General features: G+C 48.8%; 24 protein-coding genes. 21 read left to right on the top strand and 3 right to left on the bottom strand.

The features are described from left to right. Positions 1–29: 29 nt before the first annotated feature. From def to spoVM, 10 genes are all read left to right on the top strand, one after another. A complete protein-coding gene (gene def, locus HQN88_RS01210) occupies positions 30–515 on the top strand; it encodes a peptide deformylase (RefSeq protein WP_056612351.1) in 486 nt (161 codons plus the stop codon). Beyond that, positions 512–1,459 (top strand): methionyl-tRNA formyltransferase, encoded by a 948-nt coding sequence (gene fmt, locus HQN88_RS01205; RefSeq protein ID WP_274320068.1) that lies wholly within the window; start codon positions 512–514, stop codon positions 1,457–1,459. Before def ends, fmt begins: the two co-directional genes overlap by 4 nt. 133 nt (positions 1,460–1,592) lie before the next feature. Further along, positions 1,593–3,068 (top strand): 16S rRNA (cytosine(967)-C(5))-methyltransferase RsmB, encoded by a 1,476-nt coding sequence (rsmB, locus tag HQN88_RS01200; protein ID WP_173108447.1) that lies wholly within the window; start codon positions 1,593–1,595, stop codon positions 3,066–3,068. A 79-nt stretch (positions 3,069–3,147) separates the two neighbouring features. Further along, on the top strand, positions 3,148–4,218 hold the full coding sequence (rlmN, locus tag HQN88_RS01195) for a dual-specificity RNA methyltransferase RlmN (protein WP_173108446.1): 1,071 nt from the start codon (positions 3,148–3,150) through the stop codon (positions 4,216–4,218). 12 nt (positions 4,219–4,230) lie between these two features. Further along, the gene (locus HQN88_RS01190; RefSeq protein WP_173108445.1) at positions 4,231–4,995 is read left to right on the top strand and encodes a Stp1/IreP family PP2C-type Ser/Thr phosphatase; all 765 of its coding nucleotides are present in this window, start codon (positions 4,231–4,233) and stop codon (positions 4,993–4,995) included. After that, complete coding sequence (pknB, locus tag HQN88_RS01185) at positions 4,992–7,094, top strand: Stk1 family PASTA domain-containing Ser/Thr kinase (protein WP_173108444.1); 2,103 nt, start codon at positions 4,992–4,994, stop codon at positions 7,092–7,094. The genes HQN88_RS01190 and pknB overlap by 4 nt, the downstream gene beginning before the upstream one ends. Further along, positions 7,094–8,026 (top strand): ribosome small subunit-dependent GTPase A, encoded by a 933-nt coding sequence (rsgA, locus tag HQN88_RS01180; RefSeq protein ID WP_173108443.1) that lies wholly within the window; start codon positions 7,094–7,096, stop codon positions 8,024–8,026. Before pknB ends, rsgA begins: the two co-directional genes overlap by 1 nt. Positions 8,027–8,031: 5 nt before the next feature. Continuing rightward, complete coding sequence (rpe, locus tag HQN88_RS01175) at positions 8,032–8,682, top strand: ribulose-phosphate 3-epimerase (RefSeq protein ID WP_056612343.1); 651 nt, start codon at positions 8,032–8,034, stop codon at positions 8,680–8,682. A gap of 16 nt (positions 8,683–8,698) precedes the next feature. Continuing rightward, a complete protein-coding gene (locus tag HQN88_RS01170) occupies positions 8,699–8,944 on the top strand; it encodes a hypothetical protein (protein WP_173108442.1) in 246 nt (81 codons plus the stop codon). A 294-nt stretch (positions 8,945–9,238) separates the two neighbouring features. Continuing rightward, positions 9,239–9,319, top strand: coding sequence for a stage V sporulation protein SpoVM (spoVM, locus tag HQN88_RS01165; RefSeq protein ID WP_036634233.1), 81 nt, complete (start codon positions 9,239–9,241; stop codon positions 9,317–9,319). Between the two features lie 104 nt (positions 9,320–9,423). On the opposite strand, the gene rpmB is transcribed toward spoVM, so the two are convergent. Next, positions 9,424–9,612 (bottom strand): 50S ribosomal protein L28, encoded by a 189-nt coding sequence (gene rpmB, locus HQN88_RS01160; RefSeq protein ID WP_029197753.1) that lies wholly within the window; start codon positions 9,610–9,612, stop codon positions 9,424–9,426. 249 nt (positions 9,613–9,861) lie between these two features. Between rpmB and HQN88_RS01155 the strand changes: the two genes are divergently transcribed. The 7 genes from HQN88_RS01155 to HQN88_RS01125 all read left to right on the top strand — a co-directional run bounded on the left by HQN88_RS01155 (position 9,862) and on the right by HQN88_RS01125 (position 17,805). Further along, positions 9,862–10,221, top strand: coding sequence for an Asp23/Gls24 family envelope stress response protein (locus tag HQN88_RS01155; RefSeq protein WP_057313255.1), 360 nt, complete (start codon positions 9,862–9,864; stop codon positions 10,219–10,221). 29 nt (positions 10,222–10,250) lie between these two features. Continuing rightward, positions 10,251–11,993 (top strand): DAK2 domain-containing protein, encoded by a 1,743-nt coding sequence (locus HQN88_RS01150; RefSeq protein ID WP_173108441.1) that lies wholly within the window; start codon positions 10,251–10,253, stop codon positions 11,991–11,993. Positions 11,994–12,038: 45 nt separating this feature from the next. Further along, the gene (locus HQN88_RS01145; RefSeq protein WP_173108440.1) at positions 12,039–12,899 is read left to right on the top strand and encodes a DegV family protein; all 861 of its coding nucleotides are present in this window, start codon (positions 12,039–12,041) and stop codon (positions 12,897–12,899) included. Between the two features lie 2 nt (positions 12,900–12,901). Beyond that, positions 12,902–14,947, top strand: a complete 2,046-nt coding sequence (recG, locus tag HQN88_RS01140) for an ATP-dependent DNA helicase RecG (RefSeq protein WP_173108439.1) — start codon at positions 12,902–12,904, stop codon at positions 14,945–14,947. 93 nt (positions 14,948–15,040) lie between these two features. Beyond that, the gene (locus HQN88_RS01135; RefSeq protein ID WP_274320055.1) at positions 15,041–15,307 is read left to right on the top strand and encodes a DUF1294 domain-containing protein; all 267 of its coding nucleotides are present in this window, start codon (positions 15,041–15,043) and stop codon (positions 15,305–15,307) included. 569 nt (positions 15,308–15,876) lie between these two features. Next, positions 15,877–16,164 (top strand): stage VI sporulation protein F, encoded by a 288-nt coding sequence (locus tag HQN88_RS01130; protein ID WP_171635563.1) that lies wholly within the window; start codon positions 15,877–15,879, stop codon positions 16,162–16,164. 363 nt (positions 16,165–16,527) lie between these two features. After that, positions 16,528–17,805 (top strand): collagen-like protein, encoded by a 1,278-nt coding sequence (locus HQN88_RS01125; RefSeq protein WP_216855626.1) that lies wholly within the window; start codon positions 16,528–16,530, stop codon positions 17,803–17,805. Between the two features lie 817 nt (positions 17,806–18,622). Here the strand turns inward: HQN88_RS01125 and HQN88_RS01120 are convergent. Continuing rightward, the gene (locus HQN88_RS01120) at positions 18,623–18,961 is read right to left on the bottom strand and encodes a DUF3992 domain-containing protein (protein WP_173108438.1); all 339 of its coding nucleotides are present in this window, start codon (positions 18,959–18,961) and stop codon (positions 18,623–18,625) included. A gap of 30 nt (positions 18,962–18,991) precedes the next feature. After that, positions 18,992–19,366 (bottom strand): DUF3992 domain-containing protein, encoded by a 375-nt coding sequence (locus HQN88_RS01115; protein WP_173108437.1) that lies wholly within the window; start codon positions 19,364–19,366, stop codon positions 18,992–18,994. 240 nt (positions 19,367–19,606) lie between these two features. On the opposite strand from HQN88_RS01115, the gene HQN88_RS01110 reads away from it, so the two are divergent. The 4 genes from HQN88_RS01110 (at position 19,607) to HQN88_RS01095 (ending at position 22,600) form a co-directional block, all read left to right on the top strand. Next, entirely contained in the window at positions 19,607–19,978 is a 372-nt protein-coding gene (locus tag HQN88_RS01110) for a YhjD family protein (RefSeq protein WP_063795520.1), read from the top strand. After that, positions 19,975–21,252 carry a DNA polymerase IV gene (locus tag HQN88_RS01105; protein WP_173108436.1) on the top strand — a complete coding sequence of 426 codons (1,278 nt, stop codon included), beginning with the start codon at positions 19,975–19,977 and terminating at the stop codon, positions 21,250–21,252. The genes HQN88_RS01110 and HQN88_RS01105 overlap by 4 nt, the downstream gene beginning before the upstream one ends. Beyond that, positions 21,249–21,773 (top strand): YhjD family protein, encoded by a 525-nt coding sequence (locus tag HQN88_RS01100; protein ID WP_216855589.1) that lies wholly within the window; start codon positions 21,249–21,251, stop codon positions 21,771–21,773. The genes HQN88_RS01105 and HQN88_RS01100 overlap by 4 nt, the downstream gene beginning before the upstream one ends. A 146-nt stretch (positions 21,774–21,919) precedes the next feature. Beyond that, entirely contained in the window at positions 21,920–22,600 is a 681-nt protein-coding gene (locus tag HQN88_RS01095; RefSeq protein WP_173108435.1) for an SOS response-associated peptidase, read from the top strand. The last annotated feature ends 19 nt before the right edge of the window (positions 22,601–22,619 follow it).

Raw genomic sequence — 22,619 nt, 5'->3', positions numbered from 1 at the left:
CTAGACGACTTAAAGGTAGGTGCACATTCATGGCTATTCGTATTATTGTTAAAGATCCAGATCCTGTGCTGCGCGAGAAAGCGATCACAGTTACGAAATTTAATTCCAATCTGCATAAATTGCTTGATGATATGGCAGATACGATGTATGAAGCGGAAGGCGTGGGTCTTGCTGCTCCACAAATCGGTATTCTGAAACGTGTAATTGTTATGGATTGCGGTGAAGAACATGGCGGTTTGATCGAAATGGTAAACCCAGAGATCGTTACTTCCAGTGGTGAGCAAATGGGGCCAGAAGGCTGTTTGAGTATTCCTGGTCTTCGTGGTGATGTCCTTCGTGCGCTGAACGTAACGGCGAAAGGGCAAGACCGTAATGGCAACCCGATTGAAGTTACAGGCACGGAGCTGCTTGCTCGTTGTATTTTCCATGAGATTGATCACTTAAATGGCGTATTGTTTACGGATCTTGCGGTCAAAACGTATACAGCCGATGAAGAAGAGGAAGAAGAAGCGTGAATATTATTTTCATGGGTACGCCGGATTTCGCAGTTCCCTCCTTGCGTGTACTCTTGGAGGAAGGCTATAACGTGACAACCGTTGTCACGCAGCCGGATCGGCCGAAGGGACGCAAACGCGTCCTTACGCCGACGCCAGTTAAGGTAGAGGCGGAGAAGCATGGCATTCCGGTGCTTCAACCTGTGAAGCTGCGTGAAGCAGATTCCGTCGAGCAGATTCGCCAGCTTGCGCCAGATTTAATCGTAACAGCGGCTTATGGCCAAATATTACCGAAATCGGTGTTAGATGTGCCAAAGTATGGCTGCATTAATATTCACGCATCGCTGCTTCCGAAGTATCGGGGAGGAGCGCCGATTCATCATGCTGTCATGCGGGGTGAGGCCGAAATAGGCGTGACCATCATGTATATGGCGGTTGGACTGGATACGGGAGACATGATCTCACGTGTTGCACTTCCGATTGAGGATACGGATACGACAGGAATGTTGTTTGATAAGTTGAGTATAGCTGGGGCTGATTTGCTGAAGCGGACGCTGCCAGATTTACTGGCTGGTCGAATCGAAGCTGTTCCTCAGAATGAGGCTGATGCGGTCTATTCGCCTAATATTCGCAGGGAAGATGAACTTCTGGACTGGTCACGTTCTGCAACAGAGCTGTGGAATCACATTCGAGGCTTAAACCCATACCCTGGCGCCTATACGTTCTGGAATGGGGATGTATTGAAGGTATGGGCAAGCTTGAAGCCGACGGAAGCAGGCCGGGAGCGGTCTGGCGCAGCGCCAGGTACTGTACTTAGCTGCAGCGTGCAAGGGATTGAAGTCATGACGGGAGCAGGCACATTGTGGCTAACGGAGATTCAACCTGCTGGCAAAAAGGCGATGCCTGTATCTGAATTCATTCGCGGAGTGCAAATTCCGGCGGGTACGGTACTTGGGAACGTGTAAAGCGTAAAGCAACCTGCCGATAGTTCGAGCGAATTATCGTACATTTTTTGAGCAGGCTTTGCTCATGTAAGAAGGATTTTTCAGACTAATGTCAATCAAATGAAGTAAATCAATTAACAATGCCACGAAAAAAATGAGGTCTTTGATTTTGTCTACAAACAAACCAAGTCGTCCACAAAACGCACAAACGAATTCGCAGAGAGGCAGTAAGCCCTCTGCGCCAAAATCATCCTCGGGCGCTGCGAAGAGCAGCGCTGTTAAGCGTTCTGCCCGTGATGCGGCACTGGATGTACTTATTCGAGTTGAGGAGAATCAGTCCTACAGCAATCTGTTGTTGAACCAAGTGCTGCAAAAGCACGCCCTTGAGCGTGCAGACGCTGGACTGGCGACGGAGCTTGTGTACGGTACAATTGGGCGCCAGAATACGATTGACTTCTTCTTGGAGCGCTTCGTCAGCAAAGGTCTTGCGAAGCTGGAGCCTTGGGTGAGGTGCTTGCTGCGGCTGAGCTTCTATCAGCTGCATTACTTGGATCGCATCCCTGACCATGCTGTCGTGAGCGAAGCGGTCAATATCGCGAAGCGCCGAGGCCACCAAGGCATCTCGGGCATGGTCAACGGTGTGCTGCGCGCGATCATCCGCAGCAAGGACGAGCTCACGCTGCCGGCTGCGCTCGGTGACGTGAAGCGCATCGCACTGAGCCATTCCCATCCGGAATGGCTCGTGCGCCGGTGGATCCGTCAGCTCGGCCCTGAGCTGACGGAACAGATCTGTGCGGCGAACAACGAGCCGCCGCACGTGAGCATTCGCGCGAACGCGAGGCGGCGCAGCCGCTTGGAGCTGCTGGAGCAGCTCCAAGCTAGCGGCCTCAGCGCGGAAGCGTCAGAGCTGGCCCCGGCCGGCATCCTTGTGCAGGGGGCCGGGAACATGGCGTTAGTCCCCGGCTTCCAGCAAGGGGACTTCTCGATTCAAGACGAGAGCTCGATGCTCGTCGCCGAGGCTCTTGACCCGCGTCCAGGCATGAAGGTGCTGGACTGCTGCGCCGCCCCTGGCGGCAAGACCGCCCACATCGCGGAGAAGATGGACGATGTGGGCCAGATTTGGGCTTGTGATCTGCATGAGCACAAGCAGAAATTAATCGCAGATCAAGCGGAGCGTCTGGGACTATCGTCGATTCAGACGCTCGTGATGGATGCTGCGAAGCTGGATGAGCATTTTGCGGCGGAATCTTTCGACCGCATCCTGCTGGATGCACCTTGCTCAGGCCTTGGCGTTATTCGCCGCAAGCCGGACCTCAAATGGGCGAAGCAGGAAGCGGAGATCGATGCGATCTGTGAAACGCAATATGCGATTCTAAGTCGTGTACATCGTCTGCTCAAACCAGGCGGAGTGCTTGTGTACAGCACATGCACGATTGAACAGGCTGAGAATGAGGGCATTGTCGAGCGCTTTCTTGCTGAACACAGCGAGTTCGAGCTAGCTCCGCTGCCAGCGGATGTTTTCACGGAAATTGACCCGAAGGCGGCCACGTCTGGGATGGTGCAAATTTTGCCGCAGCAGTTCCATTCGGACGGTTTTTTTATCGCTCGCCTGCGTAAGCGTGACGTGTAACAGACAGGGACGTGTGTTCGTTCCTGCTTTGTGTTAAAATATTTTAAAATAGACGAAATAACAACAGGTTGTGATAAATGTGGGTATTAAGCCGTATCTGAAAGAGAAACCATTTGTATATGATTTGAATTGGGATGAGTGGCAAAGCTGGGTCAAAGAAAATGGGGAGTCTGCGTTTCGTGCCGGTCAAATTTTTGATTGGTTATACATTAAGCGCGTTTTCAGCTTCGATGAAATGTCGAATTTGCCGAAAACACTTCGTGACAAGCTGAAGGATCAGTTTGAGTTCGTTACCCTGTCCGAAATTACGAAATATCAATCCCAGGATGGCACGGTCAAGTTCTTGTTTGAACTTGAAGATAAGAACGCTATTGAAACTGTCGTGATGAAGCATAATTACGGCAACAGTATTTGCGTGACGACCCAAGTCGGCTGTCGAGTCGGCTGTACGTTCTGTGCGTCCACTTTGGGCGGGTTGAAGCGGGATCTACGACCGGGTGAGATTGTCGCTCAAGTTGTGAAAGCGCAGAAATTGCTTGATGAGACGGGAGAGCGTATCTCTTCCATCGTGATCATGGGGATTGGTGAGCCTTTCGAAAATTATGAAGCGACCATGAATTTCCTGCGTGTCATGATTCACCCGAAAGGATTGAATATCGGACAGCGTCACATCACGGTATCCACGAGTGGAATCGTACCGAACATTTATAAGTTCGCGGATGAGAATTTGCAAGTAAATTTGGCGATTTCCATTCATGCGCCGAATGATGCGCTGCGATCGAAGTTAATGCCTGTTAATCGCAGGTTCCCTTTCGTTGATCTCATCGAAGCTTGTAAGTACTACATTGCCAAAACAGGTAGACGGATTACGTTTGAATATGCCCTGATGGGTGAAGTGAATGACCAGCCTGAGCATGCGGAAGAGCTGGCGGTTGTCTTGAAAGACATGCCGCTTAGCCACGTGAATCTGATTCCTGTCAACTTTGTGGCTGAACGTGATTTCAAACGTACACCCCGAGATGATATTTTTACCTTCCAACGTATTCTGGAGAAGGGCAAAATTAATGCCACCATACGCCGTGAACAAGGTAGTGATATTGCTGCTGCCTGCGGACAATTGCGAGCGAAGCATATGGAGAGCAGTAAATGAGGTGAGAGCCGGATGAAGATGGTAAGTCGTACCGATATAGGGAAGGTCCGTCAAGTCAATGAGGACCGTGCTGCTATCTACCATCAACTCAATGGTCTATCTTTGGCTATTGTTGCGGATGGAATGGGGGGGCATCAAGCTGGTGATATTGCCAGTCAAATGGCCATTGACACGATTGGAGCGCAATTGCAATCCATCCATTGGGGAATGTCGGTGGAGTCCTGTAAGCAAATATTGAGGGAAGCGATTGAGAAGGCGAATGAGGAGATTTATGCTTTTGCGTCGGATCAAGAAAAGTACCATGGCATGGGAACGACTGTCGTTGCCATTATTGCTTCACAGGAGCTTCTCATTATCGGACATATCGGGGATAGCCGTGCGTATAAACTGACTGGGGAATCTATCCAGCAACTAACGGAGGATCATTCCTTAGTTTACGAGCTTGTCAAGAATGGACAGCTGACGATGGAAGAGGCTGATCATCATCCAAGACGTAATTGGATTACACGTGCACTAGGCACTGAGCCTAGTGTGGAAGTGGATCTTTATGAGTACACGTGGCGTCCAGACGATGTTATTCTCATTTGTTCGGATGGTTTGAGCGGATTGGTCGATGATGCGGATATTTTGCGAATTGTTCGGGAAAACGAGCAGTTGGAAGATGCGGCAGATGCGTTAATCCAGAGCGCGCTTCGCGAAGGCGGAGATGATAATGTAACGGTCCTTTTATTTGCACATGATCAGGATACGGACGGAAAAAGGGGTGATGGGAATTGATCGGTAGAAAGCTTGGAGGCCGCTATGAGATCTTAGAACGTATTGGCGGAGGCGGCATGGCTTTAGTCTACAAAGGGCATGATTTGCTCCTGAATCGTAAAGTGGCTGTCAAAGTGCTGCGTTCACAGTACGTGCACGATGAAGAATTCATTCGTCGTTTCCGCAGAGAAGCACAAGCAGCCGCTTCCCTATCTCATCCTAATGTTGTCAGTATTTATGACGTTGGGCAAGAAGAAGATGTCCATTACATCGTGATGGAATATATTGAAGGCAAGACGCTGAATGATTTGATTAAGGAAAAGGCGCCATTACAGGTGGAAGATGCGGTTCATTATGCAAGTCAAATTGCAGATGCCCTTGATCACGCCCATCATAATGAAATTATTCACCGCGATATCAAGCCGCACAATATTCTAATCGGCAAAAACGGCCGAGTGAAGGTGACGGATTTCGGTATTGCTAGAGCTGCGACATCATCTACGATTACGCAAACCGGATCTGTTGTCGGTTCTGTTCACTATTTCTCGCCTGAGCATGCGAAAGGCACGAATACCGGGGAGAAATCCGATCTGTATTCGCTTGGCATTGTGATGTATCAAATGCTGACCGGTCGACTTCCTTTTCTAGGGGAAAGTCCGATTTCCGTCGCCTTGAAGCATCTGCAGGAAGATGTGGAAGAGCCGCGTAAGGTGAATCCGTTGATTCCGCAAAGTGTAGAGAATATTATACTCAAGGCGATGCGTAAAAAGCCGGAAGAACGGTACCAATCTGCGAAGCTGATGATGGCGGATCTCGATACGTGCTTGGCTCCAGATCGTCGGAATGAAGCAAAGGTTGCTTTCTGGGATGCTTATGGCATGGATGAAGAGCGTACGCTGGTTATGCCAGCCATTCGCGCTGATCAGCTAGCTCAATTCGATGACGACGACGATGATGAACCAGATAAGCCAGCTTGGCGAGAAGAGCCCACTCCTTCGAAGGGGAAAGGCTGGATTAAGCCGCTCATCTGGATTGCTGTTTTGTTAATTGTGCTGGGCGCCATGTGGTACATGGTTGGTTATGTGAAAGGTATGTTCGCCATTGAGACCGTTGAAGTCCCCAATGTCGAGAATAAGCTACTGACACAAGCGCAAGCTGAGTTAACGGTTGCTAGATTAGGCTGGACGGTCGAAATCGACGCGGATAGCAAACTGCCCAAAGATACGGTCATTCGTCAAGATCCAAGCGGGTTAAGACTGAATGTTGGTACGAAGGTCATTCTTTACGTGAGTAAAGGCATACCCAAATTTAAAATGGACAACTATGCGGGGCAAACCCTAAACGATGTTAAATTAAAGCTGCAGGGACTCGGTATTAAGGATGAGCAAATTACGATTAAACCTGAAACATCCGACAATGCGCCTGATCTGATTCTCAGGCAGTCACCGCCTCCTGGTGAGGAGTTTGAATTGGAAAAAGCGGCGATTACCCTTACGGTGAGCAAAGCGAAGGAAACGGTTAAAATGACAGACTTAGTTGGCATGGCGGAAGCAGAGGCGAAGGCACAGATTACGAAGCTGGGTCTGAAGCTCCCTGTCAATGGCATTACTCGTGAGAAGAGCTACAAAGTAGCCAAAGGGAAAGTAATCGCCCAGTTTCCTTATAAAAAAGACGAGGAAGCCTCCATTGGCGGGGAAATTTCACTCGTCATCAGTGATGGTTTGCCAGAAGAAGCGGGTCAACTCACGGTTAGCGTACCTGTGAAGCCCACAACAGAAGGCAAGGACTCTGTGTTCAAAATTATTGTGAGCGACGCCCAGTATGAGAACTTCGAATACTTGACGGAAAAAGTCTCGAAGCCGCAAAACTTGGATGTCAAAGTCATTGTTTCACCGGACAAAAAAGCCGTAATCTTGATCAAAGAAGGAGACAGCTTGGTTAATTCAATCACACGTACCTATCAAGATTATTTGGATCAAAAAAATGGGAAAAACGTATCACCTAGTCCATCCCCGACTCCGAAGACACAAAATACCGGACCTGCTATACCCGTTGGTGGGAATGGCCAAGGTCAAACCGGTGGAACAGCTTCCAAGCCACCTGCTGGAGGGGCCAATTAATGCCGCAAGGACTCATTGTCAAAGCGCTTAGCGGTTATTATTATGTATTGCCTGAAGGAGCTGCTCTTCTGGAAGGTAATACGGTGACCTGTCGTGGAAGAGGCGTGTTCAAAAATAGAAACATAACGCCGCTTGTTGGAGATCGTGTCGTGTACGAAGCCACTGAGAACGGGGAGGGAACCGTTACGGAAATCCTTCCTCGCTCCTCGGAGCTTATTCGTCCGCCGATCGCGAATGTGAACGTGGTTGTGCTCGTTTTTTCGGTGACAGAGCCTGTTCTGAATACGCAGCTATTGGACAAGTTTCTCGTGCATATCGAAAATACGGGGATTGATGTGCTGTTATGCTTCACCAAAAGCGATTTGCTAACGGAGACGGATGACAATGCCTCTCATGCCAAAGAAATGACGTCCACCGAATTTAAACGGATTACGACCCTTTATGAGGGTATTGGTTATCCCTTCGTTACGACGAGTTCTAGGTTAGAAGAGGGCGTAGAGGCGATTCTACAGCATTTGGATGGCAAAGTGAGTGTGTTTGCTGGGCAATCCGGTGTTGGGAAGTCCTCTTTATTGAATAAAATGATTAGCGGTCTTGATCTGGAAACGAATGCGATCTCTCAACGATTAGGAAGAGGAAAGCATACGACTCGTCATGTGGAGCTGCTGCCTCTTGCTAATGGAGGCCTTGTGGCCGATACACCGGGCTTCAGCCAACTGGACTTTATGGAAGTTGATGCGGAAGGCCTGAGCAGTTGTTTCAGAGAGTTCGCGGCTGTTGCTGAGGGCTGTCGTTTCAGAGGTTGCTTGCATCTGCATGAACCGGACTGTAAAGTGCGGGACGGCGTTGCCAGTGGGACGATCGCGGCTTCTCGTTATGATCATTACTTGTTATTTTTAACTGAAATCAAGGATCGGAAGAGGAGGTATTAGGCGTAATGGTATATGTAGCACCTTCTATTTTATCTGCCGATTTTGCCAAGCTTGGTGATGAGATTAAGGCAGTGGAGCAGGGCGGAGCAGACTGGATTCATGTCGACGTTATGGATGGACATTTTGTGCCCAATATTACAATTGGTCCCTTAGTTGTTGACGCGATTCGACCAGTCACCAAACTGCCGTTGGATGTTCATTTGATGATCGAAAAGCCGGATCGGTATATTCCTGATTTTGTAAAGGCTGGTGCGGACCTGATTTCTGTGCACGTTGAAGCCTGTACGCATCTGCACCGGACGCTCGACCTAATTAAACAAAGCGGTATTAAAGCTGGCGTTGTGTTGAATCCTGCTACACCAATTTCGCTGATTGAGCATGTGCTTGACGAGCACTTGGATCTCGTGCTTATAATGACGGTGAATCCAGGCTTTGGTGGGCAGGCGTTCATCCCTGGGATGCTGACTAAAATTCGCGCGCTGCGTGAGCAGGCGAATGCGAAGGGTCTCACGGGGCTTCACATCGAAGTAGACGGCGGTATCAATGAGATAACAGCTCGTCAGGTCATAGAGGCGGGGGCTGATGTCTTAGTAGCCGGCAATGCCGTATTCGGGCAACAGGACCGTGCTGAGGCCATTAGACGAATACGCGGCTAAAAGGGGACGAAAGACAATGAGATTTCTCTGGTTAGGGATGTACAGTCTGCTTTGCGCGGTATTATTGACGTGTTTCTCACACATAGACGATTTTGTGAAGTACATTTTCTCGCTAGGCGCTCTTTACGTAGGGATGCGATTCTTCCGTCGATTCGAGCAAATTAGCTTCCGCGTATGGTTTATCGTCATCTCGGTATTCTTCTATTTCATTTTCAGTTTAATTGTTGCATTGTACAATGAGGTTGGCATAACGGCTCCATAGCTGCATACATATAGTTACAAGAGTGATGCGCTCTTGTAGCTTTTTTTGCTTTCTGGAAGCAACTGAATTGTGGGAGGAAGTAAAAATAGAAGGCACTTTTTCTACGCTCTGGGCATACACTGTTGTAATGATGTTTAGGAGCAGTCATGCACGTTGTGAAGCGTTTGCTCAAGAAGGTCAGTGAAATTGGCGTTAGAACAAGCAGAAGCTTGTGGATTAGGCGGCTGACGGGCCGCGAAGTGAATGCTTGAACGAGGTCAGTGAACTGACGATAATTCTAAGGAGGGGTAGAGAATGAAATTCTACACAATCAAACTGCCGAGATTTTTGGGAGGATTCGTGAAAGCTGTACTTAATACGTTTAGCAAAAACTAAGGTTTGCCCATACTTACGTCATTCTCCCCAGGAATGCAAAAAAAGCACCGATTAAGGTGCTTTTTGTCATTCACATAAGTAAGTTAAGTATCCGTAGCTACGAATTAAACGCGAGCCACTTTTCCGGATTTCAACGCACGAGTACTTACGTAAACCCGTTTCGGTTTACCATCAACGAGGATGCGAACCTTTTGAACGTTAACTCCCCAAGTACGCTTGTTTTTATTGTTAGCGTGGGACACGTGATTTCCTGAACTAGGACTTTTACCTGTAATGAAACATTTGCGGGACATGTTTGACACCTCCTTCGGCAGTATACAAAGAAGCCTGGGTGGCAAGCCTAAGCTTGACATGACAGTATTCCTCAAATTTTTACTTGTGATACGTGAACGTAACCAGCAAAAACACACTTAAACATAATAGCATAGCAAAAGGAGCCTAGTCAACGAATTACGTGCATTTTTGCCGTTTATTTATGAAGTATGTTATAGTACAATGAAGATTAGTCTTGGTATAGCGAAACTTGAAGGAGTTGTTACATAATGCCGATTGAACTCACAACCGAGTATGGAAAAGTGTATATTACCAATGAAGTGATTTCAACTCTGGCCGGATCTGCTGCATTAGATTGCTATGGACTTGTAGGCATGGCAACAAGAAAGCAATTGAAGGATGGTATAGCTGAGCTGCTAGGTCGAGACAATTTGAGCCGTGGTGTCGAAGTTCGTAAAGAGAACGGCCGACTTGAAATTGATCTTTATATTATTGTCAGCTATGGAACCAAAATATCCGTAGTGGCAGGTAATGTTCAAACGAAAGTCAAATATATTTTAAATGAAGTTGTAGGGCTGCAAGTTGACGACGTGAACATCTTTGTTCAAGGCGTGCGAGTGGCCAAATAAAAGCCCGATAACCAGGAAGGGGAATCACTTTGAGTAAGCGCTTTATTTCAATAAATGGAAATGACTTCACTGCCATGGTCTTGGCGGGTGCGGATAACCTTCGCAGGAATGTAGATAAGGTTAATGGATTGAACGTATTCCCTGTACCCGATGGAGATACTGGCACCAACATGAATTTAACACTCACAGCAGGCTGTGAGGAACTGAAGAAGAAGCCATCTTCTCATATTGGGAAAGCAGCTGATGCATTGTCCAAAGGGTTACTGATGGGTGCAAGAGGCAATTCCGGTGTGATTTTGTCCCAATTGTTCCGCGGATTCGCGAAACATGTGCATGATTTAGAAAGTGTGAATGGCCAACAATTCGCTGCTGCCTTGCAGCAAGGTGTAGAAACAGCGTATAAGGCTGTTGTGAAACCGGTTGAGGGCACGATTTTAACGGTATCCAAGGAAGCCGCTAGACATGCCGTGCAATTCCGTCGCAGCAGTGATGTATTGGATCTGATGAACGAGGTTTTGGGCAGAGCCAAGGAAGCACTGGCCAAAACACCAGATCAACTTGCGATTCTGAAACAGGTCGGCGTTGTTGATGCGGGAGGCCAAGGTCTTGTCTGTGTCTACGAAGGCTTCGTTACGTCTTTAAACGGCGGATTGGTACAAGTCGATGAGGACTTTGCTACGATGGATACGAATCTAGGTGAGGTATCTCTTCTACCTGGCATGAATTTGGCCAAAGAAGTACATGCTCATATGCCAGCACAAGCCCATCTAGCTACGGAAGATATTGAGTTCGGCTATTGTACGGAATTTATGTTGACGATTGCTCCAGGCAAGGTCAAGGGCTTTACGTTTGATGAAGGCGTATTCCGTGAGCAGCTTAGCAAACTGGGAGATTCGCTCCTTGTTGTTGCGGATGAAGAGCTCGTGAAGGTGCATATTCATGCGGAATACCCTGGCGAGGTTATGAATCAAGCGATGAATTACGGTGCACTCAGCCGGATCAAAATTGAAAATATGCGTGATCAGCATTCACATATATTAGAAGACGTGACACATGGGTTTGAGGCTCCTGTCGTGAGTCCTGCTGCAGTTGCAGTACTCACAGCGCCAAATAAGCCGTATGGCTTCGTGGCAGTTGCATTAGGTGACGGAATCACAGACATTTTATCAAGTGTGGGCGTGGATGTCGTACTGTCTGGCGGACAAACGATGAACCCGAGTACGGAGGATATCGTGAACGCTGTGAACAGTATTGATGCGGACACGATTTATGTGCTTCCAAACAACTCCAATATTATTTTGGCCGCTCAGCAAGCGGTGGAGCTAGTTGATAATAAAACACTTATCGTCATCCCATCGAAATCCATTCCGCAAGGACTAGCAGCTATTCTGGCTTTTCAGGAGAAGGCGGATGCACAGACGAATACGGATGCGATGAATGAATCATTGCGACGTGTGAAGTCGGGTCAAGTGACGTATGCCGTGCGTGATACGAATATGGATGGGATAGATATTAAACAGGGGCATTTCATCGGTATTCAAGATGGCCGGATTGTCTCTTCGCAGCCAAGTCTGATGGACGCGTGCAAGAAGCTGCTGGAGGAAATGATCGATGAAGGCAGCGAAATTGTAACGATTCTGACGGGCGAAGATGCGACGGAGGAAGGAACGGGCGAACTGGAAGCTTTTATTCAGGCGATGTATCCGGATATGGAAATTGAGCTTCATCCTGGTGGACAACCCTTATATGCTTACCTATTCTCTGTTGAATAAGATCGTACAAGCAGGTAGTGTAAATTCGTGATTGGAGTGAGCCCTGTGACAAATATTCGTATTGTAACGGATAGCACGGCCGATATTCCATTGGCTGTCAGAGAAGCGTTGAACATCGAAATGGTGCCGCTCAAAATTAATTTTGGCGAAGATCAGTATCTAGATACGGTGACGCTTCAGTCGGAGGACTTCTATCGCAAGCTGACGGCATCTGCGCATTTCCCGACAACATCAACGCCGTCGCCTGGTGAGTTTCTTGAAGTCTATCAGAGCTTGTTAGATGAGCCTGATACAGAGGTTATCTCTATTCATTTGTCTTCTGTGTTGAGTGGAACGTACAGAACGGCTGAGTTGGCTTCTACGCTCCTAGAGGGCGATCAGCTCGGCAAGGTTCACGTCGTCGATTCTTGCTCTGCTTCGTATGGTATTGGCGCACTCGTTGTGGCTGCTGCTGAAGCTGTTCAGGCAGGCAAGAGCGTCGATGAAGTTGTAGCGCTAGTTCAGACCATGAGAGCGAACTTTTATATATATTTCCTTGTCGATACGTTAGAGTTTCTTCAAAAGGGTGGTCGAATTGGCAAGGCGTCAGCGCTTTTTGGTTCTTTATTGAACATTAAGCCAATTCTTTCGTTAGACAGCGCAGGTGAAGTGAGCGTCGTTGATAAGGTTCGTGGTAACAAAAAGGCGATTGCACGCATTCTTGAACTGTTAGCGGCGGATCTGTCGGACAAGACGATTCGCTCGCTGCATATTGCTCACGCTAATAATTTGGAAGGTGCGGAGCAGCTGCGGGAGGCCATCGTGCAGCGGTTTGCTGTGGAGCACGTGGATTATATCACCCTAGGCCCTGTGATTGGCGCACATGCTGGACCAGGTACTATTGCAGCCTTCGTGAGTACGGTGTAAAGATGGATTTAAATCAATGTCAAGTACGTGAAGTCCATGGAGTTGGCGCTCAAAAAGCACTTGAGCTAAACGCCATGGGCGTTTTTACGGTTATGGATTTGCTGGAATATATTCCGTTCCGGTATGAGGATTATACGGTTCGCGATCTAGCCAGTGTGAAGGATGGTGACCGCGTCACCGTAAAGGGCTATATCATCGGGGAGCCGGTTTTACAACGCTACAGCGGTAAATCTCGCCTATCGTGCAAGGTGATGGTCGATGATTTCTTGCTGACGGCGGTGTGGTTTAACCGCCATTTCCTGAAGGATCGCTTGCGGCCGCAGCAGGAGATTCTCCTAACTGGGAAGTGGGACGCCAAGCGGCGGCAAATGAGTGTGTCCGATTCGGAATTTCCCGGACAAGGAGATTCGAATAGCGGCACAATCCAGCCGGTCTATTCGGTTGCGGGCTCGATTACGCAGAAATGGATGCGTAAAGTGATCGGGCAGGCGCTGACGCAGTACAGCGCCTTGATCAGTGAAGTGCTGCCGGAAGTCATTACCGGCAGGTACGGGTTTATGCCGCGCAGCAAGGCGCTGGCTGTCATCCACACGCCGAGCGGCGTTGAGGAAGGCCAACAGGCGCGCAGGCGCATGGTGTATGAGGAGCTGTTTCTCTTCCAGCTCAAGCTCCAGGCTTACCGGGCCGTGACGCGCAGCCGCACGGATGGGTTGAAGCAGGCGGTCGACCTGCCTGCTGTACGCGCCTTCGTGCGCGCGCTGCCCTTCCAGCTGACGGAGTCGCAGAAGAAGGTCGTTGGCGAGCTCCTGCACGATATGCAGGAGCCCTACGCGATGAACCGACTGCTGCAAGGCGATGTCGGTGCGGGTAAGACGATCGTCGCGGCTATCGGGCTGTACGCGACGGTGAAGGCTGGCTACCAAGGCGCGCTGATGGTGCCGACGGAAATTCTCGCTGAGCAGCACAATCGCTCGCTCAGCACGTTGTTCGAGCCGTATGGGCTGCAGGTCGCTTTGCTGACCGGAAGCTCCACAGAGCGCCAGCGACGCGATCTGCTGGCCTCTTTGCAGATGGGTTTGATCCACGTGCTGGTTGGGACCCATGCGCTGATTCAAGAGGATGTGTATTTCCGTCAGTTAGGTCTAGTTGTGACGGACGAGCAGCATCGCTTTGGGGTGAACCAGCGCAGCATCCTGCGGCGCAAAGGGATGAATCCAGACGTGCTGACGATGACGGCGACGCCGATCCCGCGCACGCTCGCCATTACGGCGTTCGGAGACATGGACGTTTCGACGCTGCGCGAGCTGCCGAAGGGACGTAAGCCGATCAAGACGTATGCGGTTCAGCATGCGATGCTGGAGCGTGTGCTCGGCTTTATTCAGCGCGAGGTGGCCGCAGGACGGCAAGCTTATGTGATTTGTCCGCTCATCGAGGAGTCGGACAAGCTGGACGTGCAGAATGCAATCGACGTCCATATTCAGTTGCAGCAGCATTTTCCGCAGATGCGGATCGGATTGCTGCACGGGCGTATGAGCGCGCAGGAGAAGGAAGCGATCATGCGCGCCTTCAAGGAAGGCAACGTGGAGGCGCTCGTGTCGACCACGGTGATCGAGGTGGGCGTGGACGTGCCGAACGCCACGCTGATGGTGATCTACGACGCCGACCGCTTCGGCCTGTCGCAGCTGCATCAGCTGCGCGGCCGGGTCGGGCGGGGCGAGCATCAGTCCTTCTGTGTGCTCATCGCAGACCCGAAGACGGAGGTCGGCAAGGAGCGCATGAAGGCGATGACGGAGACTACCGACGGCTTCGAGATAGCCCGGCGCGATCTCGAGCTGCGCGGGCCGGGGGATTTTTTCGGCACCAAGCAGAGCGGGCTGCCGGAGTTCCGCATCGCCGATATGATGGCGGATTTCGAAATCATGGAGCAGGCGCGAGATGATGCAGCCGAGCTAGTCGGTGACTCGTCCTTCTGGACGGGGGCTTCGTTCATGCCGCTGAGGGCGTATTTGGAGCGGGCTCATATTTTTGATAGCGAAGTACTAGATTAAGTAGATAGTTTGGTGGGACAAGTTGACCCCTAGCGCGTTCCCTTTTAAGATAGGAGTAGCTGTACTATTTTAGGAGAACGAAGGTGTACGGTTGTGACTTATTTTCTTATTTATTTATTATTGATGAATATCATTACGTTTATTGAGATGGGACATGACAAAGGACAAGCCAAAAAAGGCGGACGCCGCGTCCCCGAAAAGCGCCTGTTTCTACTCGCTGCTCTCGGCGGTGGAATAGGCGGTTGGCTCGGCATGCGCATGTGGCGTCACAAAACGAAGCATACTTCGTTTGTTGTGGGTTTTCCGCTGCTCATTGCGTTAAATTGCATTTGCGTCATTTGTATTGCTTTGTATATGTAAGTGAAGGGGACGGCTGCCGGGAACGGTGGCTGTTTTTTTTGATGTTTGGTGGGGGAGATGACCCAGAACCGAGATCGCAGAACTGCTAGTCCCTGAACCTCCGGGAGTTTCAAGCCCCGAGCCCCGCTTGGCTGGCCGCGCACTCCCCTCTGAACAATTTAACGGGAAAAACTCCAGCTAATTTCTTGGGAATCTTCCATAATTTAAGATTAGATGGATATTATGTAGGTAAAATCAATGATTTTTGAAGTTCTTCGCATTTTCGATCAGAATACATACATGAAATCCAGTTAATGGTTATTTTTCGATAAATAGCTCGAATTTAACTGTACTTTTTCCATTTATATGACCACCGCCGCCATGCGTTGGCTCCTCCATGCACCCCAGAATCGGCACGCGCTGTGTATATAGAGGCGGAAAGCGACTCCGAGTACGGATCATTTTGCTGCCAAATGGTTTGTACCACTTCAATTTATCGTCATAGGTTTTTCTTATATGCATCTGGCGCAGTCAAGTTTGCCTACATCCACTCATAAGATAGGATCATGACGGGTATCGGAGGTGCGGGTATGAGTTATCAGCAATATGGCATCGATCCTGCGCTCGTGGAGCGTGTAAAGTTCAAGATGAAAAATCCTGAGGTAAAAGAACGCATCAAAATGCTGCTGCAAGGCGTCACGAAGGCAGATTTACAAAACACGGCAAAGGTTACACGATTAATCGGTCTTGCCGCGGGGATTTTTGGAGAGAAGCTAAGTGGGAACCAAACGCATCAGATTTTAACGTTTATCCTCGCGCAAAAAATTGATCCGAATAACACGTTTCACTTGATTCGATTATGGTCTATATTTCGATAGCGGCATGATGAAAACGGCACATGTAGAGCGTGAGATGCTCTACATGTGCCGTTTTGTCTGTACGGAGGGGAATAAGAAACCAATTGCGTAGCGGCGAGTGACACAACGTCTAGTTGTATCGGAATCGAGCGGCACACAGTTCATCTATAAGGGGAACTAGTCAGGTGCGAGGAAACCGCATGTAATGGAATAGCTGCGAAAGGCCTTGGGGTAACTCCTTAAGGTCCTTTTTCACATGGGTACATTTTTATGCAAGGGGAGACATGAGTACAAGCATATTAAGCTGCAATTCATTTACTAGTAATAGAGTCGTTTGAAGTAAGGAAGGTTCTCGTATGGTTTGGCTTAGGGAGGCTATGATTCGTGAACTATTGCGGTCCTGCAGATGAGGATGAATATCAAGTAAAATCACATAGACATTGTTCATGTTCAATTGTTTTAAGCTGCAGCGGGATTCCGTGCGTATGTCCAACCGGACCGACTGGAGCAACTGGAGCAACTGGTGCTACCGGTGCGACGGGAGTGGCTGGAGCGACGGGAGAAACCGGTGCAACTGGAGTAACTGGAGTAACTGGAGCAACTGGAGCGACTGGTGCGACTGGTGCGACTGGTGTAACTGGAGTAACCGGAGCAACTGGTGCGACTGGTGTAACTGGAGCAACTGGGGTGACTGGAGCAACTGGAGTGACCGGTGCGACTGGTGTAACTGGAGCAACTGGTGCCACTGGAGCAATTGGAGCGACTGGAGTAACTGGAGGAACTGGTGCTACTGGAGCGACTGGTGCGATTGGAGCAACTGGAGTAACTGGAGCGACGGGAGCAACTGGAGCAACTGGAGCAACTGGAGCGACTGGAGTGACTGGTGCAACTGGTGCAACTGGTGCGATTGGAGCAACTGGAGCGACTGGAGCGACTGGAGCGACTGGAGTGACTGGTGCAACTGGTGCGATTGGAGCAACTGGAGTGACAGGGGCAACTGGTGCGATTGGAGCAACTGGAGTGACCGGAGCAACTGGTGCCATTGGAGTAACTGGAGTGACCGGAGCGACTGGTGCGATTGGAGTTACTGGAGCGACAGGTGTAACTGGAGCAACTGGTGTAACTGGAGCGACTGGTGTAACTGGACCAACCGGTGCAACTGGTCCAATTGGACCGAATTTTGCGTCGACTGGATTTTCGGGATTCTTATCTACACTAACGATTGCAACAAGTACACAGCTTACGAATTGGTCGACGGCAAGTCCTTATTATGGACATGCGAACTTTAACGCAGTTACGGGCAACTTCACAGTACCTACAACAGGAAGGTATACGATACTGGCAACGATTAACTACTCCACGACTGCAGCTGTCACCTTGAGCCTAGGCGCCGGGGTCAATCCATTTTTTGCTGTGCAGCGAACATCGCCTTCCGCCGTCAATTTGGTGAGCGGATTTCTACCTATTTTGAATGTTAACGTAGCATTAGTCCTAACTTTGCGGGCGGTATTGGGAAACGGTGAAATTACATTGGCTGGGGACGTCTCTTTGTCGGCTGGCGATGTTATCGGCCTATTCTATAATGCGGCTGGATTAACGATTTCAATCAATATTGGCAGTGGTACGACTGGTGTTGTGTGGTCAATGCATCAGATTGCCTAGTCTAATATTGAAATAAATCACAAACAAGTATAACCATTGAGGGAGAACATTCATCTAATATAAGTATGCAAAGGAATCGACACATCGAAGGAAGGAGGAAAGACGGTGATCAAGAAGAAAAGCAGCACGAGGAAAAGGTTTATAGAGCTGACTATCGTTCACAAGACATCGTCTTCCTGCCTATTCTTGAACAAAGGGAGAGTCAGTAGGCCGAAACTGAAAAAGCGGTGTTATCATCGATCGATGACGAGGACCATACATCCCGTTCTCTCTAGTTCTCGCAGCCGATATCCAACCAAAAAGCCAAATCCGGAATGGAACCTAAACCCAAAACCTAATCTTAAGCAAAAGCTTATATATAATCCAAGGGTTAAGCCTTGCCCATCGCCTAAGCACCATCACTGCCATCCTTTACATCCGCCAGCCCCGCTGACAACGATCAATAAAGAGTGCTGTGGCAATATACTTCTTCAAGGCAATCAGCCTGGATTTCGGATATGGATGTGGAGTCCAAGATTGAAGTGGCCCAGATTAGTGTATATTCCAGCTCGAGTAGCACCCAAGCGATAGAGGTTGATATTGAAACCGATGCCGATAACAGACGGTTGAGCGTTCCTCCCGGTAGTACCATAAATTTTATCGGCCAATGTGTCAAAGCAGTTGACATTTCTACACTGAGTGATGAGATGAGTTATGTAGAAGGCAAATATGTCATCTCCACTACACTCCAAATCCAATCCGAACAAACATGCTGCGATCATGAATAAGGTGGCTTCTCACGTTTAAGTGAAAAACCACCTCAAGTGTAGCGTGCTTCTTACATACTGTATCGCACGGTTATGCAAAATTCCCCGGTTGCCGCTGCTATTGACGTAATAGTAATCGTATCGAAGCGCCCAACAGTAAACGAGGAGCTGCCTCCTGGCGGCACCGAGATAGCGGTTATAACGGGAGCTGCCGAACGAAGAAAAGCTACCGTAATAGCAGCTGTCCCAGTGTCATTCTTGACATATCCAGTACCGCTAATCAGCGTTGCCATATTATCGGTGTAAACAGTGGTTGCAACTGTTGGAAGTATCAGCCAATCCGTACATACTTTATCCTGCACGTAGGTTTTTTCTGAACAACAGCAAAGAGCGGAGTTACAAGAGCACATGATGAGTACCTCCTTTGTTGTCAAATTAAATTATTGAATCGCATAACGGGTTGTGATGCAGAATTCGCCCTGATATAAACCTGAGTCTCCGCCATCCAGTGTTAACTGTATAGTGGCGAAGCGTTGGTAAGTAAAAGCCACACTAGTTCCCGGTGAAATGGTAATGGCAGCCGTTAAGATGGAAGTCCCCGCACTGTTCAATACATCCATCGTAATGTCAGCAGGTCCGGAATCGAATTTCACATATCCCGTGCCGACAAGGTTCTGATTAATATTATTCGTGTAAACGACAATGTCTACATCTGCGGCGAGTACTGTGCCAGTCCATGGTGCACATACTTTATCCTGTACGAAATTTTTCTCTGAGCAGCAAGTTAATGCAGTCGCCGAAATATCGCATGCCATAGTTAAGAAAACCTCCGTTTCTTTGTTTCTAAACTATTTAATGCAGGCAATTACCCGAACGCTTGGACATCTGCCTGAATGATTTCAATAAATAGGTAAAAATTAGGCGGAGTAATTGAAATTAACTGTAGTTCATCCTTTTATTGGTGAAAAAATATCCAAAAACCACTTGCATAACGAATACGTGTTCGGTATATAATATGGAAAAACGAATATATGTTCGCATATGGTGGTGAGAACATGAGTGGTTCATCAAGAGTAGAGACAGAAGAGGATGTTCAAATGATTAAGGAATACACACTGTTGCCGATTTTACTTGATATGCTAGCAAGAGATATGGAGGAGCTTAAGGTTTATAAAGATAAAATTGTTTATAATCATATTCTTTTCTATCTCAGAGAGGTTGAGATGGGGATTTATCCAGAATTACAGCAGTTGAAAAGTAAGATGAAGCAGCGAGAGATTAAGGTGATTCACACGGAAATGAATGCTTTAGGGATTCAAGTCGAATACAAAGTTCGAGGTTACATTCATCATTTCACGATGCTGCGTAGTTTGGTCAAGGCAGAGCTTATGACTATGCTGATGAATATGCGGGGGGAATTGCGATGAGTAAGGGGAACAAGGGTGGGGAACGAACGATCTTCTTGGCTGACTGTCAGAGCTTCTACGCAAGTGTAGAGAAGGCCGATCATCCAGGTCTAGATAATAAGCCGGTTGCCGTAGCAGGAGACCCTGCGTTAAGGTCAGGTATTATTTTAGCTGCCTGCCCTGTTGCCAAAGGATATGGTGTATCGACAGCCGAACGGTTGGGTGAAGCGTTGAAGAAGTGTCCTGACCTGATCGTCATGCGGCCGAGGATGCAGCATTATATTAATGTTTCGTTGCAAATAACCGAAATTTATCAGGAATTTACGGATCTCGTTGAAATTTTCAGCATTGATGAGCAGTTCTTAGATGTCACAGGGAGCCTGCCGTTCTTTGGAGATGCAGAGCAGGTAGCTCGAAGTCTGCAGTATAAGGTGCTCAAACAAACGGGTGTTAAGCTTCGAGTGGGGATTAGCTCCAATAAAATCCTAGCGAAAATTGCCACAGATATTTGGGCCAAAAAGAATGCGACCGGCATTTTCACATTGCTGCCATCCGCTATCGAGGAGCACTTGTGGAAGGAACCTGTCAGTAAAATGTTCGGTGTGGGTTCGCGGATGACGGCGCATTTTGCCAAGTTGGGCATGTATACGATCGGCGACGTGGCACGAACGCCACTGCCGCAACTGAAGCAGAAGTTTCGCGCGCGTTTCGGCAAGCAGTCCGACATTCACGCCGAGGTGATGTGGCGAACGGCAAACGGACTGGATGATAGTCCAGTCACGCCGGGCACGTTCGATACGCCTCCGAAGTCGATCGGCCATATGATGACGCTGCCGAGGGATTATGCGGAATCGTCTGAAGTGAATACGATCCTCATGGAGCTGACAGAGGAGGTGTGCCGGGATTGTCGGCGCAAAGGCTATATGGCTTCTATTGTGACGGTCAGCTGTATGTGCAGTCCCTTTGATGCGCCGACAGGTTTCTCGCGCCAGATGAAGATGCCGGACCCGACGAATCATACCGGCACTGTTTTTCAAGCTGTGAAGCAGCTTTTCTATAAATTCTGGGACACGATGCCCGTTCGTCGTGCTGGCGTGATGCTGAGTCAGTTCGTGGATGATGAAACGTACCAGCTCACCCTATTTGAAGATCAAGTGAAAGCACGTGAATTGGAGAAGGTAACGGATAGTATTAAGGATCGGTTCGGCAATGCGGCGATTGTTCGCGCATCCTCTTTGACGACAGCTGGCCAAGCGAAGGTTCGCTCGCTCAAAATCGGAGGTCATTATAAATGAGCAAAAAATTGCAGAATAACGGTTTGTGGGAGTCAAGCCGCATGATGCTGCCCCAGCACCGGGAAGCAGCTCAAAGCCAGCGTCATGACAAACCGGTTCCTACGAAGCGCCCGACAGCGGACGATATTAGTATTATACGAGAATCTGTGCTGCTGCCGCTCATGCACACGATTATTGTGCGAAGGGCGCGTGAAGTGGAGCGTTCCTCCGAGATGCTAAGGACACTCTATTCGAAGGTAGCCCAGGTGCTGGCCAAGAATATGCACGCCGATTTAGCCAAAGTGAAGCGTCATATGCTCGAGAATGACATGCACGTCGCGGAAGAGGAGAAGGACGATCAGATGATCCGTTACCGGTATCGGTGCCGTGAGCATGAAGATCGATTTACAATGACGAGGGACTATATGCGTGCGGAAATTGGTGCGCGAATCGGTCGATATGCGGACAGTCTGGTCACAACCATTTATGGGACGGATCCGCGTGTGAGTGTGTTAGAGAAGGAAACGAAGAAGAAATCGTGAATCTGCCTAAATATATCGCTAGCGCCCCTTCGTACAGCCTGAAGAAGAACAGTTCTTCGGGCTGTACGAATTGACGTAAGCCTATCTTTTTTCCATAATGGAGAAAGGGGAATGGGATAACGGTGTGAAGGAGAAGGATGTAACCAATGTGCGGACGCTACACGATCACTGTGACGTTAGAGGAATTGATGCTGCGTTATGATATGTACGATACTTTTATGCCGAGATATAGCCCTAAATATAATGTTGCGCCCGGACAGCAGGTGATGGCGATCGTCCATGACGGGCAGCGAAATAAGCTAGGTGAACTGCGCTGGGGACTGATTCCAGAATGGGCAAAAGATGAGAAAGTTGGCTATCAGATGCTCAATGCGCGCTCCGAAACCTTGGCGGACAAGCCTGCCTTCCGCAAGCCATTTGAACGTAAACGATGCCTTATCCCAGCAGATTCTTTCTATGACTGGAAAGGAACTGGCAAGCATAAGCAGCCAATGCGTATTATGCTGCGCAGCAAGGAACTGTTCAGTATGGCAGGGCTTTACGATACATGGACATCTCCCGAAGGTGTGCGTATCTCAACTTGTACGGTCATTACCACGGAGTCGAACGAGATGATGAAGGATATTCATGAGCGTATGCCGGTCATTTTGCCGCGGGAGAAGGAAGCTATCTGGTTAGATCGGAGTAGGAAGAATGTGGATGAACTTCGTGCACTTCTGCAGCCATATCCTTCGGAGCTTATGATGGCGTACCCCGTGTCTAGCCGAGTGGGGAATGTGCGTAATGATGATGAGGAATGTATAGAGCTAATAAGTCTTTTGCTTTAAAAGGTAGAGGGTAATAGAG

This window comes from Paenibacillus qinlingensis (genome assembly GCF_013204845.1).
GTDB classification, from domain to species: domain Bacteria; phylum Bacillota; class Bacilli; order Paenibacillales; family NBRC-103111; genus Paenibacillus_E; species Paenibacillus_E qinlingensis.
The sequence above is the reverse complement of the archived record's forward strand: the minus strand, read 5'-3'. Positions and strand labels throughout refer to the sequence as shown.